The following is an 18,395-nucleotide window of genomic DNA, read 5'->3' on the forward strand; positions in this document are numbered from 1 at the left end:
TCATGAAATACGGTATTCTGATGTGACAAAACCTGAATCCTGGTCGTTAAAGTGTTTGTTTGCACTCATATTTTAACTGTTAGGACTCAGGTTTTTTTATTTAAAGCAAACTATGGGACAGCAGTGATCGAATTGATCCCTTTAATCTCAAGACATAAATCATCATGCTCAGATTAGAATTCTTTTTTATCGCCAGTACGTACATGCGTGGTATAGAGCGCCAAACCTGTCAGTGCCAGACCACCCACCAGATTCCCCAGTGCCACCGGTAATTCATTCCACAAGAAATAGTCTGTAATCGAGAAATCACCGCCCATCATCATGGCAAATGGGAACAGGAACATATTCACCACTGAATGTTCAAAGCCCATGGCGAAAAACAGCATGATTGGCATCCACATCGCGATGAATTTGCCGCTGACCGTGGTCGACATCATGGCGCCAATTACACCGAGTGACACCATCCAGTTACACAGCATGCCGCGGATAAAAATTGTCATCCAGCCAGCAAAGCCATATTCGGCATAGCCCAAAGTCCGGTCTTCCCCAATATGGGCGATTTTCACCCCGACCGCATTCGGTTCAGCGGCGAAACCCATGGTATAGACTGCGGCCATCAACACTGCCACGGTTAAACATCCGGCAAAGTTACCTAAAAACACCAGACCCCAGTTTTTTAAAATACGTGCCCACGTCACCCCAGGACGTTTGTCTAACCAGGCTAATGGAGTCAATACAAATACCCCGGTGAGCAGGTCATAGCCCAAGAGATACAACATGCAGAAACCGACTGGAAATAGCAGTGCACCGATCAGTGGCACCCCTGTTTGTACCGCAATCGTCACGGCAAATACTGCTGCCAGTGCCAGAATTGCGCCTGCCATAAACGCACGAATTAAAACATCACGCGTGGCCATATGAAGTTTTGCCTCACCGGCATCGACCACTTTTTTTGCAAACTCTGCAGGAGCAAGATAAGCCATATTTTTATCCCCTTTATATAAATTACTTGCCTGTTTGCAAATAAAAGACGCCTAAGGTCTATTTCAACCATAGGCGTCTTTGCCTTGCATTATTCAAACAGATCAATTGTGTCATGGCGCCGTTGCCATATTTAATATAGATAAAAGCAAATAGCATGCCATTTATTTTAAATGATTAGTAAAAATCATATAAATTATTTTAAAATTTAATCCTTATAATTATATTGGCATAATCTCTGCATTATTTATAGCGGTCATTTTTTAAATATAGCTATTGGAGAAGATTATGATTAGCCATCGTCAACAAGTGACAGACATGATTATTTTAGCGAAAGTTTTAAAGTCTATCAAATGGACAGATGTCGCTGAAGCTATAGGCCTTTCTAAAGAATGGGTGACTGCTGCATGTTTAGGTCAGATGGCTTTTAATAAAGAACAGGCGGAAAAAATTGGTGAAATATTTGGACTGACTGATGAAGCCATCGCCTGGCTGCAAATCGTACCCTATAAAGGTTCTCTGCCAACCAGTGTGCCGACAGATCCGCTGATTTATCGCTGGTATGAGGTGGTCAGCGTCTATGGCATGACCATTAAAGAGCTGATCCATGAAGAATTCGGAGATGGTATTATGAGTGCAATTGATTTCAGTATGGATATTCAACGTGAGAATAACCCAAACGGAGATCGGGTGAATGTCGTATTATCCGGAAAGTTTTTACCTTATAAAACTTATTAATCCTCTGCTATAAGAATAAAAGCCATTATTAAAATGGCTTTTATTTTATCTGCACTTATTAAATTCATTTATTTTTTAAAATCGTCACTAAAATATATATAATTTTTTATCTAAAATTAAACATATAAACTATAAATGGTTTTATTTTTATTCGATGAATTCAATCATCCTGTCCTTTTTTAATAATACCTTCCTATCCTGAATATTGGGTTCATCATTTTATTATTGAGTTAGCAAAAGCAACAAAAAGGATATTGCTATCCTTTTTATTGATTCATTTTAAATCAGGAATGTAGTGTTATTGCTGTGCTTCTGCCAGATGACGTTCAGTCACGGCCTGTTCATATAAACGCTGTTCTTTTTCTTTATGCTCGACAGAGAAGCGGATCATCAACACACAACTTGCAGCAATCACTACCAAGCCACCCAGTACCATCAGAGTAGTTTGAATATCCAGCATGCCTTTTAACAGGAAACCCGCAGCCACTGCGCCGACATTGCCACCTGCACCAATAATACCGGCCACACCACCCAAGGCATCACGGTCGATAAAAGGCACCAGTGCATAGGTAGCGCCACATGCCATATGAGTAAACAAGGCAAAGATGGTCATCGCCATAATAGCCAAGGTCGCGCTATTCATTTGCGAGAATAGAATAAGAAACAGACCTTCCAGCATGATCAAGGCAAACAGAACTTTGGTTCGACCATCCAGACCTTTTTGAATCGCGACTTTATCCGAAACAATGCCACCCAAGGCGCGGGCAAACAATGCCAGTAAACCAAAAATTCCGGCAGTCATGCCTGCTTCTTTTAGGCCAAACTGGAAGTTGTCGACAAAGTACAAGGCAATAATATTATGGATGAAAATTTCAATACCAAAACAGGCTGCGTAAGCCCCAAACAGAATCCACACACGGTAATTACGTGCGGCATGTATCAGAATGGCAAGACCACCTTTTTTATCGCTACCGACAGAAATACCTTGCGCACGGAGTTCTTTAAAATTACCTTGTGGACAGTCTTGGGTGAATTTCCAGTACAGCACACCGACAATGATCATCAGAATACCCGGCACCAGAAGCGCAATTCTCCATCCCATTGCCTGTTCTACACCGAACATGACCAAAGCAGCCAGCATTAAAGGCATCAGGGCTTGAGTCGCACCGCCACCGGCATTCCCCCAACCTGCTGTAGTTGCATTTGCCGTTCCCACCACATTTGGCGCAAACATGATACTGGTATGATATTGGGTAATCACGAAGCTGGCACCGATGGCGCCAATCAATAAACGGAAAAACAAGAAAGATTCATAACTGTTGGCCGACGCCACACCAAACACCGGAATACTGCCAATAATCAGTAAGGCGGTATAGGTTTTACGCGGACCGTATTTATCACACAACGGCCCCACGATCAGACGCACCAGAATTGTAATAGCGACTGCGGCAATATTGATATTGGCGATCTGCTCTTTGGTCAGGCTGAATTCACCGGCAATGACAGGCATTAAGGGTGCACAGGCAAACCACGCAAAGAAACAGACAAAAAAAGCGAGCCAACTCATATGGAAGGCCCGCATCGCTGAACTACTGAAGTTAAATAGACTTATTTTTGTTGCTTTATTGAGACTTGTATTTGAAGACATAGCCATTTCCTTACCAGAACTGAACGTATTTAAGTCACTGTGATGCACAAGGCATATCAGTAACGATCAGAACGGACGTCATTGGCCGTCATACAAATGTAGAGTCTTCTTTGACTTTAATCAGGTATATGCACAGGTCATGCCAGATTATTTTTAAAATAGAATAAGATATTGTTTTATATCAACTAATTTATATTCAGGATTTTAACTTAGATGTTTATTTTTTAAAAATAGAGAGAAAGATAGATATCTTCTGAGGCATTGTTAGAAAAACAGCGAGAGGATGACCTGCTCGGAGTCATTGCTGGTTTAAATCGGTGCAGGGCTGGATCAAATAATTTTTCCCTTTTCAAAATGCAGCACCTGCGCCTGTAAATACGCCACTTCATCTACATGATGGGTCACATAAATCATGGGTAAATCTGTTTGATGAATCACAATTTTCAGAAAGGGTAAAATCTGGTTTTTCAGCTTTTGATCCAGTCCATTTAAAGGTTCATCCAAAAGTAATAGATCGGGAGAAGATAAAAGTGCACGACCGATAGAAACGCGCTGTGCCTGTCCACCAGAAAGCTGATGCGCCCGATACCGAAGCAGTGGCTTTAATTCAAGTAGCTCAACGATATCTTCGAAAAGAAATTTTTGCTGACCTTTATTTTTTATGTTTAGCTGTTCTGCATATTTTAAATTCTGCATGACATTCAGATGCGGAAACAGTAGGGCTTGCTGAAAAATCAGGGCAATTTTTCTCTGATGAACAGGAATATTCAGTTTCTGCTGATGATCAAATAATATTTTTTGCTGAAAATGAATAAAGCCTTGTGATGGTTTTAATAGCCCTGCAATGTTTTTTAAAAAAGTGCTTTTTCCACTTCCCGAGGCCCCCACAATACCAATCAATTGTGTCTGCATATCCAGATTGGCCTGTAGCTGGAAATTTGCGTAATTAAACTGAAAATCACACTTCAGCATCTTAAGCCTCCAATTTACGTTGATACTTCTGCATGATCCAGTAATTTGCAATCAAGGCTGAAAAAGCCAGAATCAGAGATAAAATGACCAGACGCATGGCCATGCTTTCTCCATCAGGCTGCTGTAACAGGCTATAAATGGCGATAGGAATCGTGCGGGTTTCCTCGGGAATATTACCGACAAAGGTAATGGTGGCACCAAATTCTCCCAGACTGCGGCTGAAACATAAAATGCTGCCGATTAAAATTCCAGGCAAAGCCAGAGGCAGGCTAATGCTACAGAACACCCGCCATGGTGCAGCGCCCAGAGATCCTGCCACCTGTTCTAACTGCCGGTTGATCATTTGAAAAGACAAGCGAATTGGTTGAACCATTAAAGGAAATGCCACAATCATTGCTGCCAGTACCGCACCTTTCCAGTTAAATATCAGCTGAATTCCCCATTTATGTAGATATTGCCCCAGCATACCCTGATGACCAAATAGCAGGAGCAGAAGATAGCCCAGTACTACCGGCGGTAGCACCATAGGCATCTGCAATATTGCCTCTACGAGAAATTTGGCCCTGAATTCATAACGCGCCAGTAACCATGCTACGGCGATAGCAAATGGCAGACACACCGCTGTGGCAAAGCCCGCTACTTTGGCTGAAAGCGCTAAGGCACTCAGTTCTTCTGGTGTAAGCATGAGCAGTTAGCCTACCTTAAGCTTAAAACCATATTTCTGGAAAATCTGCCTGGCCCTTGGACTCGTCTGGATAAATTCAGAAAATTGGACTGCTGCCTGATTTTTCTGGCCCTGCCGGGTTAAAGCAATCGGATACACAATCGGACGATGTGTTCTGGCTGGAAACACCCCCGAAATTTTAACTTTTTTACTCATCAAGGCATCAGTTCTATACACAATACCGACCTGACATTCGCCACGTTCTACAAATGCGAGAGTTGAACGGACGCTATCCGTACCGACAATTCTGCCTCGAAGCTGATTCAACCAGCCCAGCCCGGTTAAGCTTTGTTTGGCATATTTTCCAGCAGGCACCGATTCCATTTGTCCGGTACATAAATAACCCTGAAAGGCTTTAGCAAAATTAAAGTCAGCTGACATTTTAAAATGATTTTTTTGCTGAATAGAACTAATCAATACGAGTTCATTCAAAAGCATAGGTCGAATCTGACCGATCTGAATTTTTTGTTTCTTGATCAGATCATTCATCCAGTCTAGGTCTGCAGAGAAAAATAGATCACTGCTCGCTCCCGCCGCAATTTGTTTCGCCAATACCGAAGACGCAGCAAAAACCGGAACGATCTGGATGTCCCGATGCTGTTGCTCATATAGTCTGGAAATATCAGTAATCGCATTGGTCAGGCTGGCTGCGGCATATATTTTAACTGTTTCGGCATACAGCATGGGGCTAGTCAACAGCACGCCAGTGATTAGAACTTTGAATAAATCCATCTTTCTCATTCTATGTGATTCGAATATTGAGAATTGCGACAGGCATTTCAAATCAGTAAACCTTGTACCACATGCCCGGCTTGGATTTCTGTTGCTGCCGGAATACGTACCAGACAATTGGCCTGCATCAGATTACTCAACATATGCGACTGCTGTTTCGCCAGGCTTTTGAGCTTTAAAGTACCCTGATCAAATTCTGCAGCCATTCTTAAAAAACGTTCACGTGCATCCGCTTTCAAATCATGTGTCATTACCGCACTAAGCCATGCAGGTGACTGCTTTTGCCCTTGTAAGGCATTCAGTAAAGTTGCCGTATAGATTTGCATCCCGACATACACAGCAGCCGGATTTCCCGGCAAACCCAAGAGATAACAGTAACCTTGATCATCTCGACGATACTTGGCAAATAACATCGGTTTTCCGGGCTTCTGCTTCACTTTCCAGAAAATCTGCTCAAAACCCTGCTCCAGGGCAACAGGACGAATGAAATCATAATCACCCACCGAAACCCCGCCTGTGGTCAATATGAAGTCGTATTGGTTTTTAAGACGATGTATTAACGTTTGCAGCTCATACTCATTATCTGAAACATGCAGAATATCTACGTTTTGACCCTGTGATTGAAACCAGGCCTGAATCAGTGGAGCATTGGCGTCAAAGATTTTTCCGGAATTCAGGTCTTCAATGCTGGAAGCGACTTCATCTCCAGTAATCACAACAGCAATTTTAGGATAACGATAGACTGAAACCTGCTTTACGCCTGCCATGCTCAAAGCTGCAATTGCACCTACATGCAGTTTTTGACCTGCATCTGCCAGACGCTGCCCTTGTGCGATTTCCTCGCCTGCATCACGTATATCCGTATGAGGCTTTAGGTCTGTTGTAATAATGATTTGATTGGCATGGCATTTGACAATTTCCTGACGGGCGACCGTTGTAGTTCCTGCTGGAATCCTGGCACCGGTAAAAATCCGGACCGCCTGACCTGGCCGCAGTTCAATTTCAGTACTTTGCCCTGCCCGAATCTCTCCAATGAGTTCAAAAGTGCTGTGAGCACTAACATTTTCTGGACTGCAAAGCGCATAGCCATCTACAGCACTTTGTGAAAACAGCGGCAATGGAATAGCCGAATCAATCGCTTTTGCCAGATAGCGATTCAGAGTCTGAACAAGCGGCAGGCTTTCAATTGCCAAGACATTCGTCTGCTCAAGTATCATCTGTAGTGCCTGATCAACAGAAATCAGTCCCGGCTCAGCACCGCAGGCTGAATGCGATATTGCCTGATTCATTGATAGCCTCCCGAATGTGGAATATTTTTTTGCACATCAAATAAGTGCACCAACGCTGGAAGCACCGCGATCAGGGATTCTTTCGCACCCTGCCGACTTCCCGGCAGGGTCATCACCAGACTGTTCTCAATATAGCCAGCCACGCCACGACTTAATGCCGCATAAGGTGTACGTTTCTGCCCAAAACTACGTGAAGCTTCCATCAAGCCTGGAATTTCCCGTTGCAGCAAAGGTTGCAGAGTCTCAACTGTCAGGTCTTTAGGACCCAATCCAGTACCGCCCACAGTTAGAATCAGCGGATACTGATTTTTCTGCTGTTCAATCAGGGTCAATAGCTGTTCTGGGCTATCGGGAATGACCTGATAATTAATAGCGTCAAAATTAGCCTCTTGCAAAATTTCCAGTACGTTTTGTCCGGCAGTGTCCGGCTTTTTACCTGCTGCAACCGTATCGGACAGTACAATAACTGAAGCGGACAGACTCTCTTTAAGTACGCGGGTAAAATGTGATTTTCCGCCTTTTTTCTGCTGCAACCTGCATTGATCCAGCGACAAATCTTCCGGTTCACAATGCGGCTTCAGCATGTCATACAAGGTCAGACCTGCCAGACTGACTGCGGTCAAAGCTTCCATTTCCACACCAGTTGGTCCAATGGTTTCAACGGTAGCAATAATTTCGATATGTGCATCACACAGTTCATATTCCACATCGGCACGATAAATCGGTAATGGATGGCACAATGGAATCAGCTCATCGGTCCGTTTGGCACCTAGAATGCCGGCAATGCGTGCTGTTTTCAGGGCATCACCTTTTTCAGTATTGCCATTACGTAGCAGCTCAATGCAATGTGGCGGTGCATGCAGGATTCCAGTGGCAATTGCTGTACGGTAACTTTCTGCTTTCATCCCTACATTTTTCATGATTCATCCCAGGCTAATTTTTAAAATCTGTTTTAAAGTGATTCATCTTATGCATCCTCATTGGACGCATTTAATTAGATGGTGATTGGCAAGCGTGTTCTGCTACATGGTGATGGTGACAATGCGCTTCTTCTGCATGATGAGAGTGATTAGTTTCAGGTCCATGATCTTTTCGAATACAACAGCCTTCCACATACTGGCTGCTACCATCCAGATAAAACTCTTCTTTCCAGACCGGAACCTCATGCTTCACCCGTTCCACAGCTTCCTCACAGGCAGCGAAGGCCTCACGACGATGGGCCGCATAAGCCATAGCAATAATGGCTGTTTCCCCAACCCCCAGCTCACCTATCCGATGTACCACCCGCACATAAGACACCTGATATTTGGTCTGGATCTGCTGTTCAATTTCACGAATCATTTTTTCAGCCACAGGCGCATAGGCAGTATATTTCAGGGCACGCACAGCTTTTCCCTGATGATGGTTACGTACTGTTCCGACAAAGATGCCGATTCCACCACATTCCGGAAAATGCTGGATACCATCAAAATCCTCTAGACTAAAAGCAGTCTGCTGGATTCGGGCAAATTGTTTTAGTGACTTGAGTTGCATCTCAGCCTCCTGCTACCGGCGATAACAGCACCAGCGTACTGTCACGATTTAAAACATTCTGTCTGGAAATAATGTCTTCACCGATTGCACAGGCACAACGTTCCAGCATGGGCTGTATATCGGGATAGAGGGATAGCAACTGGTTCAGGACTTCAGAAACATGAATTTCAGACTCGCATTGCAAATTTAAATCTGCGGGAATTTGTCGTTCAATCGCACCGAAGGCTTCTATTTTGATATGAATTAATTTTTGCTGAGTGAGTGACATATTTACCCTCCAATGCTGTGCATGCTGATTTTTCGGATCGGCTTTTGTATTGGTGATTGCTGGATCGCATGGAAGCCGGCCTCTTTATGCCAGATATAAGCGTGGAGCTTGTGCTGAAATGTCTGTGTGGCGAAATGATCCAGCGCCAGTTGTTCGATATCTGCCTTAAGGTTCAGGCCTTGTCTGGCAAATAAACAGTTATAAAATTCACCTTGGGCATTGAGGCGCAGACGGTCACAATCACTGCAAAATGAATGGGTAATGGTGGAAATAATCCCCAAAGGCTGCCCATTGACCAAATAGCCACGGGCTGGATTGGCGCCTTGTCCTTGAGATACCTGGACATCAAATTCAGTTTTCAGTTGATCCAGGATATCCTGCTCACTGATGACATCAGACGGATTCCATTTCTGATCGCCATCGAGGGGCATAAACTCAATAAAACGCAGTTCTATAGCCTGATGCTGTGCCCATTTCACCAAAGGAATAATCTGATTGTCATTGATGCCTTTGATGAGCACACTATTGATCTTGACGGTCAAACCTGCCTGCTGTGCGGCAGAAATACCTTGAAGTACAGGCTGTAACTGTTTTTGGGTCAGTTGCTGAAACTGCTTTGGATCAAGACTGTCTAGACTGATATTCAGATCATCGAGTCCTGCGCGTTTAAGCGGTTGGGCATAATCTTTTAAATAATGGCCATTGCTGGTCATGGAAATACGTTTCAGGCCAAAGGCTTTCAATGTCTGTAAGCGGGCAATAAAATGAACAATACCTTGACGCATCAACGGTTCGCCCCCCGTCACCCGGATCTGCTCAATCCCGTGTCGCACCATAAACTCGCAAAAAGCATACAGGGCTTCAAAACTGAGCAAATCTTTTTTGTTCATCCATTCCGGATGTTCAGGCATGCAATAGCTGCATTTGAAATTACAACGGTCAGTTACTGATATCCGCAACTTACGTTTCTGGCGTCCAAACTGATCCTGAAAGATACTGCGAGATGCTAAAACTTTCATGCTGTTCATTGCTGCGGTCCATGATGAGATCTGCACGGTTATTTAACAGTCTTGATTTACTGCCCTATTTCTTCACAATGAATGAGCAATAAGTGTTCCAACTTTGCACAAATTTATTTTTAAATAATATTAATGGATAATATTTGTTCTTTTTTAGTCCGAAATTTTGTTCGAAAAATAAAAAAAGCAATATTTTGGTGAGCCAGAATATGATAATTCGGCTTTTAGCATTTTAAACGCTAGAGAAAGTTAAGCTGTTGATGCTGCTGTAGCTCATCAAATGAATTAATGCTGTGGAAAAACAGGGCACGATTTTTAAAACTTGCCCGCTGCATGTGCATGTCAGCAAAACAGAGTTTTAAACTGTGCTGATCATTTTCAAGGTGTTGGATAAGCGTGGGGAAGCTGCTGCGTTTCATCAGACAGAATGGAAACAATGCCTTTTCATTGATTTCAACTACCGCCACTTCAGATAAAGGATGTCGTTGCAAGGCCTGATGTAAACGTGAAATGACCTTTTTGGGGATATAGGTCACGTCACAAGGCACGAACAGCACATAATCAGATTGTACATATGACCAGGCACTCTTCATGCCCATCAATGGTCCCTGAAAACCGGGTTCATCGTCCTGATAAAAGTCGATCGAAGGAATCATCCGTTTATAAATGGAATGATCCCGATGGCTATTGACCCAGACTTTGCTTGCCCGGGACTTCAGTTGCTGATGGATTTTAATCAGCTGGATTTCATCATCAAATTTGTGCAGCAATTTATTGATGCCATTCATGCGCCGCGCTAAACCTCCGGCCAGAATCACCACGTCGGTTTCCAGATAAGACACCGTCTTCATCACTCTTCTTTTCATTCTATGCACTCCGTCTGGCAGGCCTTAATCAGGCCTCTAATTTCTGGCAAACACGAACCGCAATTTCCTCCGGCTTTTAGACATGCAGTCACCTGTTTTTCATGCGTGATATTTTTATCTTTAATGGTTTGAATAATTCGGTTCTCGCCGACCTTAAAACAGCTACAGACCAATGCTCCTTCACTATTTCCCATCGACATGGCCTGACCTGCCAGCAATGCTTTACGATGTAATGCACTCAGACGTTCACGTCTAAACAGGCCAGCCACCCAGTCACGATCTGGCAATAATGCCGCCGGTGCGATATAAAAACTGGCAATTAACTGGCCATCCTGAAGAACCACACTATGACTGATATGCGCCGTTTGATCTTCGAGATTCAGCCATTCAAAGCTTTCATCATTAAAGTCTAAGAGACTCTTGATCTGCCCGGTGATGTCAGAAAACCTGCGCCGGTCTGCCAGTTCATAACGGATGGCCTGAGTGGTTTGAATTTTGCTCCACCACACCGTATTTTTAATCATGGTCTGGATCTGTTGTTTAAAGCCTTCCCGTACATACAGCACGCCCTGCCACTGAGTATAAAATGGCTGGATCATCACCGGAGTATGCTTAAACTCTGGCTCGCCGGAAATCGGGTCAACCACCGGATTCACCACTTTGCCAATCCGCGCATCGGACGCAAACTGGTCGTTCCAGTGAATCGGTGCAAAAATCTGGCCACGTCGCATATTTTGTGAAAATTGCACACGGAGTACACAACTTCCCCAAGCGGATTTCACCTCGACCAGCTCGCCATCTTTCAGGCCATATTTCAACCCGTCTTGCGGATGCAACTCACAATAAGGCTCGGCACGATGCTGGGATAAACTGGCAGATAATCCGGTACGGCTCATGGTGTGCCATTGATCGCGGATCCGTCCGGTATTTAGGATCAGCGGATATTCAGTAGAAATAGCATGTACCGGATCGGCTGCAACTGTTGGCACCAATCTGGCTTTGCCATCTGCATGGCTAAACTGGCCTTGGCTAAATAGTTGACCAACCTGATGAACTTCTTGCTTATCCCAGACTGGCCACTGGATCGGTGCCAGATTATGATATTCTGCAAAACTGAGATGAGTTAAACCTTGCAGGTTGAAATAGCGGAAATTTGGCGTATCTGCGCGTTGCGAAAGTGAACCATTCTGATAGGCAGATAAACGGGCATGTTCCAGAAAAATGTCATGGCTATTGTTAAAGTCAAAACCGCGAAAACCTAAGACCTGAGCCACCCGGGAAATGGCCCACCAGTCTGCTTTGGCTTCACCCGGAGCCGGCAAAAAGGCCTTTTGCCGTGAAATACGGCGCTCCGAATTGGTGACTGTGCCATCTTTTTCGCCCCAACCCAGTGCCGGTAACAGTACATCGGCATATTGCGTGGTATCAGTGTCGAGACAAATATCAGAAACCACTACAAATTCACACTTTTCCAGAGCGCGTTTAACCTGATCTGCATTGGGCAAACTCACGATCGGATTGGTGGCCATAATCCAGACGGCCTTGATTTTTCCGCTTTCCACCGCTTGAAATAAATCTACTGCTTTTAATCCGGGCTGCCGCGCGATGACCGGGCTTTGCCAGAAGTCCTGCACCAGTTGCTGATGCTGCGGGTTCTCCAAATCTAGATGGCTGGCCAGCATATTGGCCAGCCCACCGACTTCCCGTCCGCCCATCGCATTCGGTTGTCCAGTCATGGAAAAAGGTGCCGCACCGGGTTTGCCTATTTTCCCTGTCAATAAATGACAGTTGATAATGCTATTGGCCTTGTCTACTCCTTGAGAGGATTGGTTTACACCCATGGAAAACAGGCTCATGATTTTTTCGGTCTGGGCAAATTTCTGAAAAAATAAGGTTAATTTTTCAATAGCAATACCAGTACGCTTTGCCACGCTTTCAAGTGATGACTCTGTCGAGCTGCTGGCAAGTGCCTGCTCCAGACCTTGGGTATGTTGTGTAACAAAATCCAGATCAGTATAGCCATTTTGCTGAAGATACTGTAACAGGCCATTAAACAGCGCGACATCCTGACCTGGTAAAATAGGTAAGTGTAAATCTGCCGCTTCACAGGTTGCAGTAAAGCGTGGATCAATCACTACCACAAATAAATCCCGCTCTTCCTTGGCTTTCATGATGCGCTGATAAAGCACCGGATGGCACCAGGCGGTATTGGAACCGACCAGAACCACCATTTCTGTCTGCTCAAAATCTGTATAGCTGGCCGGCACCAGATCTTCGCCAAAAGCCCGCTTATGTGCAGCCACAGCAGATGACATGCACAGTCTTGAATTGGTATCAATATTGGCAGTACCAAGATAGCCCTTTAAAAACTTGTTCACCACATAATAGTCTTCAGTCAAAAGCTGGCCGGAGACATAAAAGGCGATGCTGTCGCGTCCATACTGATCAATACATTGCTGAAATTTATTGGCAATACTAGAAATGGCATGATCCCAAGTGCTTATTTGCCGCTGTTCTTTTCGACCTGTCATCGGATGCAGAAGCCGGGTTTTTAAGCCAAGTGTATCGGCAAGATGACTGCCTTTAATACACAACTTGCCCAAGTTCGCAGGATGCTGAACATCGCCTTCAATCTGAACCTTTTCACCCATCGGGGTTTGGCTTACGTGCGCGATGACACCACAGCCTACTCCACAATAAGGACAGGTCGTCTGAGTGGTTTTTATTTGGGATTCAGTAGAGCTATGTAGTTCCATAACCGGAATACTATTCATTGCTGCTGCGCTCCTTAATCATCCAAATTCACTTGTTTCACCAAAACGCTGATATCTAGCTTTTACAGGTTTGATTTAAATTTTTTCTATGTCTCAAAAGCTTTAATCCTCCCCAACCCTCCTTTAATAAAGGAGAGAGGTTCCCCTCTTGTTTTAAGAGGGGTTGGGAGATTGATCCGATTACCCTGCCTTTTTTAATGCAAAATCCCGACCAAAAAGCAGTTTGCTGCGGATATTACTAATTGGTGTCTGGTCCGCAATCAGTTCTGCATACCAAGCCCCATCTTCGGTATCGCCAAATAGCACTGCACCAATGACTTTGTCCTGCTGAATAATGATCCGTTTATAGATCTGACGTTTTTCATCATTCAGCACGATATCTTCAAAATCATCCTGCGGTTCGAAATTTCCGGCTGAGAAGACATCACATCCGCTGACCTTAAGCTGGGTCGGAACAGTCGGTGCCTTAAAGGTCAGTCGACCATGTTCAGCCAGATGTGTCGCACAGATAAAAGCCTGTCCCCATAATGGTTCAACCAGTCCAAAGGTCTGGCCACGATGCTCAATACATTCCCCCACTGCATAAATACTCGGGTCATAGGTTTGCATGGTGTCATTCACCAGCACTCCACGATTGCAGCGCAAGCCAGCCTGTTCAGCCAGAGTTTTATTCGGACGAATCCCGACGGCAAAGACCACCAGATCGGCATCCAGCACTGTCCCGTCTTTTAAACGCAGTTGAGTCACGTGACCATCAATACCGAGCAGCTCTTCGGTGTTGGCTTCGGTAATGATCCGGATACCTTTATCTTCAATTGATTTTTTCAGCATTTGACTGGCTTTCATATCCAGCTGACGATCCATAATACGGTCTATCAGGTGCAGCACAGTCACATTCATCCCCTGCTGCTTCAGTCCATAAGCTGCTTCCAGTCCCAGCAGGCCGCCCCCAATCACGACGGCGTTTTGCTTGGTTTTGCAGTAATCCAGCATGCGGTTAACATCCTGAATATCCCGGAAGCTAATCACGCCTTCAAGTTCAGCACCCGGAATTGGCGGTACGAAAGGTTTGGAACCAGTGGCGAGGATCAGACGATCATAAGCAACCATTTCGCCTTTTCCGGTATGCACCTGTTTGCGTGAGCGGTCGATAGAGAGTGCTGCATCTCCGCCAATAAAACGGATACCTTTTTCAGTATACCAGTCGACTGAATGCAACATAATTTCGGCAAAACTTTTCTCACCAGATAATACCGGTGACAACATGATGCGGTTGTAATTGCCCCATGGCTCTTCCCCAATCACGGTAATGTCATAACGATCTGGCGCCATATCCAGCAAGTCTTCCAGACAGCGCATACCCGCCAGCCCATTCCCGACCAATACCAGTTTTAAACGCTCTGTGTTTTGACCATTACTGGAAATATAGGTCTTTTGTGCAGTTGGGCTGATAAAGACTGTGCCATTTTCAATTCGGGTTGGAAATACCAGTAATTTCTGATCTTGCTCTTCCAGACAACGGCCGGTCACCAGACTGAAATGCTGCTTGTAAATTGGGGATGCGACTACACGCTCACCTTGCAGATCGCCCAGAACGCCACGTGCCATGACATTGGCCAGACTAAACGGATCCTGATTGCTGAGCGCATACACCCGCTGTTCCTGACCCACGCGAAAAATTGCAATCTGTTGATCTTCAATCAAAGCTGCAACACCAGTATTCGGGGTGATCTCATCCAGATGACAGACTTCGTACCAGTTCAGTTCGTTCATATCTTTTAAAATTGTCATTTTCATTCTCCCTGACTGTGGTGTTTAGGCTTCAACCACTGGAATACGGTTGAGATCACGTTCAGCGTCAGTCTTTGGCCGGATCTGACCACGTACAGGTGCAAACTGAATATGCGGGTCATTCTGCTCGGCTGCTTTGGCGTTGATAAAGGTTTTAAAGCGTTTGCGTACTTCTGGATCTTCAATCGCGGTGCGCCATTCATCCTGATAAGTGCCAATCACATGCTGCATACGGCTTTCCAGTTCAGCCGCAATGCCAAGCGAATCGTGCACAATGACATCTTTCAGATAATCCAGCCCACCTTCCATATTGTCACGCCATACACTGGTGCGCTGTAGACGATCCGCCGTCTGGATATAGAACATAAAGAAGCGGTCGATATATTTGATGAGTGTGGAAGTATCCAGATCCGAGGCGAGCAGTTCAGCATGGCGCGGCTTCATACCGCCATTGCCGCAGACATATAAATTCCAGCCTTTTTCCGTGGCAATGACACCGACATCCTTGCTTTGTGCTTCGGCACATTCACGGGTACAGCCGGATACGGCCATTTTGGTTTTATGCGGTGAACGCAGGCCCTTGTAACGGTTTTCCAGAAAAATCGCCAAGCCGACAGAATCATCGACGCCAAAACGGCACCAGGTACTGCCCACACAAGATTTCACGGTACGTAAGGATTTGCCGTAGGCATGTCCGGACTCGAAACCGGCATTGATCAGTTTTCCCCAGATTTCCGGTAATTGATGTACCTGCGCACCAAACATGTCAATCCGTTGTCCACCCGTGATTTTCGTATATAAGCCATAATCTTTGGCAATCTGACCGATGCTAATCAGGCCATCCGGGGTGATCTCGCCGCCTGCCACACGTGGCACAATCGAATAGGAACCATCTTTCTGGATATTGCCCAGATAATAGTCATTGCTGTCCTGCAAACCGGCATGACTTGGTTTCAGAACAAAATCATTCCAGCAGGATGCCAGAATATTGGCCACAGTCGGTTTGCAGATATCACAGCCCATGCCATGACCATGTTGCTGAATCAGGTCAGAGAAAGTCTTGATTTCATGCACGCGTACCAGGTGATACAGTTCCTGACGCGAATAGGCAAAATGTTCGCACAGGTGATTGTTCACCGTGACACCCTGACGCTGTAATTCGGATTTGAGAACCTGCGTCACCAGTGGCGCACAGCCACCGCACGCCGTTGCAGCCTGCGTGCATTTTTTCAGTGCACCCAATGAAGTTGCACCGCCATCAATGGCTGAACAGATATCAGCTTTGGAAACGTTATTACAGGAACAGATGGTCGCACTGTCAGGCAATAAATCGATGCCACTGCCACCCGATTTGGAAGTTGACTGATCAAAGCCTGGCATGATCAGGCTTTCCGGTTGCTCCGGCACAGCCAGACCATTCAGCATCATTTGTAAAAGATCGCTATATTCTTTGGCACAGCCCACCAGCACCGCGCCCAGCAGCTTGGTCCTGTCTGCTGACACCACGATTTTTTTATAAACCTGCGCGGCTTCATCAGCATAGAAATAGCTCAAGGCACCAGGTGACATGGCATGTGCGTCACCAATAGAAGCAACATCCACACCCATCAGTTTGAGCTTGGTGCTCATGTCGGCGCCAGCGAATGCATGACTCTCTTGGCCCAGTACATGTTTCGCTGCGATACGCGCCATGTCATAGCCTGGTGCAACCAGACCATAAATTTTATTGTCCCAGAGTGCACATTCGCCAATGGCATAAATATCCGGATTGGAAGTCTGACAATAATCATTGATGATGATGCCACCACGCTCACCAATCAGCAGACCACTCTGACGGGCCAGTTCATCACGCGGACGAATGCCGGCAGAGAATAAAATGATGTCGGTTTCAAGGACTGAGCCATCGCCAAACCTCATTATATGCTGGGCAGTTTCACCATCTTCAATACTTGATGTGGCTTTCTGGGTATGAACCTTGACGCCTAAATCTTCGATTTTAGAACGCAATACCCGGCCACCCAGATCATCAATCTGCACCGCCATCAGACGCGGGGCAAATTCCACCACATGGGTGTCTAGATTCAGATCTCGTAATGCCTTCGCGGCTTCCAGTCCGAGCAAGCCACCGCCAATCACCACGCCGGTTTTTGCATTCAGGCTGGCGGCACGAATCGCGTCCAGATTTTCAATAGTACGATAGACAAAACAGTTTTGACGCTCATTGCCCGGGATTGGCGGTACAAAGGCATAAGAGCCGGTGGCAAGAATCAACTTGTCAAAACTCAGCACATCACCGTGATTAGTCGTTACCGTTTTATTCAGCTGATCCATTTCAACTGCTTTGGTATTCAGTCGTAAATCAATGCCATAGGCATCGGCGAAATCACTACGGCATAGACTCAGATCCTTGACCGACTTGCCGCTGAAATATTCGGTCAAATGCACCCGGTCATAAGCCAAATGCGGCTCTTCTGCCAAAATGGTCAGCTCAATGTCATCACCGGCCTGTTCCAGTACAGATTCGATGAATTTATGCCCCACCATACCATGCCCAATCATGAGAATTTTCATATCTGCACTCCGACTATTGTTTTTTTAAAGACGATAAAAAGCCACATATCAGATCTAGTGGTTGATATGTCGACTGTTTGAATGGGTGGTAAATACCGTGCCCCAGCTGTTTGAAATGCTGGATCAAGGGTTGAAATGCCCGTACGGTTTGTATTGCTGAACAACTGACCATGTTATTTATCCTGTGCTGAACGAAATCTCAGTTGCACCCTTTTAAAGTGCAACTACGATCAGAACGGGCATCGTTGGCCGTTATTCGTATTGAAAGTCATCTTTGACAATTTGATAAATGCAGGAAGCATGCCAACTTTTTTAGCAACACAATGACTGATATCAGCCAGAAAATTGCAGGAAATGCTTTATTTTGATGATGGATGCGCTGCTCAGATCAAACTCCTGCACCAAATTGAACTCAAAATAACTCTTTGATGCACCAATATCATGGCATGTTTTTTGCATTATTCGTACTTGAATATTCCTTAGGCCTTA

15 protein-coding genes are annotated in these 18,395 nt (G+C 45.2%); 1 reads left to right on the plus strand and 14 read right to left on the minus strand.

Features of this window, described 5'->3' with window-relative positions:
- Positions 1–173: 173 nt before the first annotated feature.
- Positions 174–983 (minus strand): formate/nitrite transporter family protein, encoded by an 810-nt coding sequence (locus FTU45_RS13035; protein ID WP_004280337.1) that lies wholly within the window; start codon positions 981–983, stop codon positions 174–176.
- 286 nt (positions 984–1,269) lie between these two features.
- Between FTU45_RS13035 and cynS the strand changes: the two genes are divergently transcribed.
- Positions 1,270–1,719 (plus strand): cyanase, encoded by a 450-nt coding sequence (gene cynS / locus FTU45_RS13040; protein ID WP_180076531.1) that lies wholly within the window; start codon positions 1,270–1,272, stop codon positions 1,717–1,719.
- Between the two features lie 298 nt (positions 1,720–2,017).
- Here the strand turns inward: cynS and FTU45_RS13045 are convergent, their stop codons facing one another.
- From FTU45_RS13045 to nirB, 13 genes are all read right to left on the minus strand, one after another.
- Complete coding sequence (locus FTU45_RS13045) at positions 2,018–3,367, minus strand: MFS transporter (RefSeq protein WP_180076532.1); 1,350 nt, start codon at positions 3,365–3,367, stop codon at positions 2,018–2,020.
- A gap of 330 nt (positions 3,368–3,697) precedes the next feature.
- Positions 3,698–4,339, minus strand: coding sequence for an ATP-binding cassette domain-containing protein (locus FTU45_RS13050; RefSeq protein ID WP_180076533.1), 642 nt, complete (start codon positions 4,337–4,339; stop codon positions 3,698–3,700).
- A gap of 1 nt (position 4,340) precedes the next feature.
- Positions 4,341–5,024 carry a molybdate ABC transporter permease subunit gene (modB, locus tag FTU45_RS13055; protein WP_180076534.1) on the minus strand — a complete coding sequence of 228 codons (684 nt, stop codon included), beginning with the start codon at positions 5,022–5,024 and terminating at the stop codon, positions 4,341–4,343.
- A 6-nt stretch (positions 5,025–5,030) separates the two neighbouring features.
- Complete coding sequence (gene modA / locus FTU45_RS13060; RefSeq protein WP_180076535.1) at positions 5,031–5,795, minus strand: molybdate ABC transporter substrate-binding protein; 765 nt, start codon at positions 5,793–5,795, stop codon at positions 5,031–5,033.
- Positions 5,796–5,842: 47 nt separating this feature from the next.
- Entirely contained in the window at positions 5,843–7,084 is a 1,242-nt protein-coding gene (locus FTU45_RS13065; protein ID WP_180049387.1) for a molybdopterin molybdotransferase MoeA, read from the minus strand.
- Positions 7,081–8,004, minus strand: a complete 924-nt coding sequence (gene moaCB / locus FTU45_RS13070) for a bifunctional molybdenum cofactor biosynthesis protein MoaC/MoaB (protein WP_180076536.1) — start codon at positions 8,002–8,004, stop codon at positions 7,081–7,083. The genes FTU45_RS13065 and moaCB overlap by 4 nt, the downstream gene beginning before the upstream one ends.
- Before the next feature lie 70 nt (positions 8,005–8,074).
- Positions 8,075–8,617: a molybdenum cofactor biosynthesis protein MoaE gene (locus FTU45_RS13075; protein WP_180076537.1), complete on the minus strand. Its 543-nt coding sequence runs from the start codon at positions 8,615–8,617 to the stop codon at positions 8,075–8,077.
- A gap of 1 nt (position 8,618) precedes the next feature.
- On the minus strand, positions 8,619–8,885 hold the full coding sequence (locus tag FTU45_RS13080; RefSeq protein WP_004280351.1) for a MoaD/ThiS family protein: 267 nt from the start codon (positions 8,883–8,885) through the stop codon (positions 8,619–8,621).
- A gap of 2 nt (positions 8,886–8,887) precedes the next feature.
- A complete protein-coding gene (gene moaA / locus FTU45_RS13085; RefSeq protein WP_180076538.1) occupies positions 8,888–9,913 on the minus strand; it encodes a GTP 3',8-cyclase MoaA in 1,026 nt (341 codons plus the stop codon).
- A 230-nt stretch (positions 9,914–10,143) separates the two neighbouring features.
- A complete protein-coding gene (locus tag FTU45_RS13090; protein ID WP_180076539.1) occupies positions 10,144–10,770 on the minus strand; it encodes a molybdenum cofactor guanylyltransferase in 627 nt (208 codons plus the stop codon).
- The gene (locus tag FTU45_RS13095; protein ID WP_180076540.1) at positions 10,767–13,544 is read right to left on the minus strand and encodes a nitrate reductase; all 2,778 of its coding nucleotides are present in this window, start codon (positions 13,542–13,544) and stop codon (positions 10,767–10,769) included. The genes FTU45_RS13090 and FTU45_RS13095 overlap by 4 nt, the downstream gene beginning before the upstream one ends.
- A 180-nt stretch (positions 13,545–13,724) precedes the next feature.
- Positions 13,725–15,335 carry a nitrite reductase small subunit NirD gene (gene nirD / locus FTU45_RS13100; protein ID WP_180076541.1) on the minus strand — a complete coding sequence of 537 codons (1,611 nt, stop codon included), beginning with the start codon at positions 15,333–15,335 and terminating at the stop codon, positions 13,725–13,727.
- A gap of 24 nt (positions 15,336–15,359) precedes the next feature.
- Complete coding sequence (gene nirB, locus FTU45_RS13105) at positions 15,360–17,906, minus strand: nitrite reductase large subunit NirB (RefSeq protein ID WP_218949445.1); 2,547 nt, start codon at positions 17,904–17,906, stop codon at positions 15,360–15,362.
- Between the last annotated feature and the right edge of the window lie 489 nt (positions 17,907–18,395).

Source organism: Acinetobacter sp. YH12106 (assembly GCF_013418995.1).
Classification (GTDB): domain Bacteria; phylum Pseudomonadota; class Gammaproteobacteria; order Pseudomonadales; family Moraxellaceae; genus Acinetobacter; species Acinetobacter pseudolwoffii.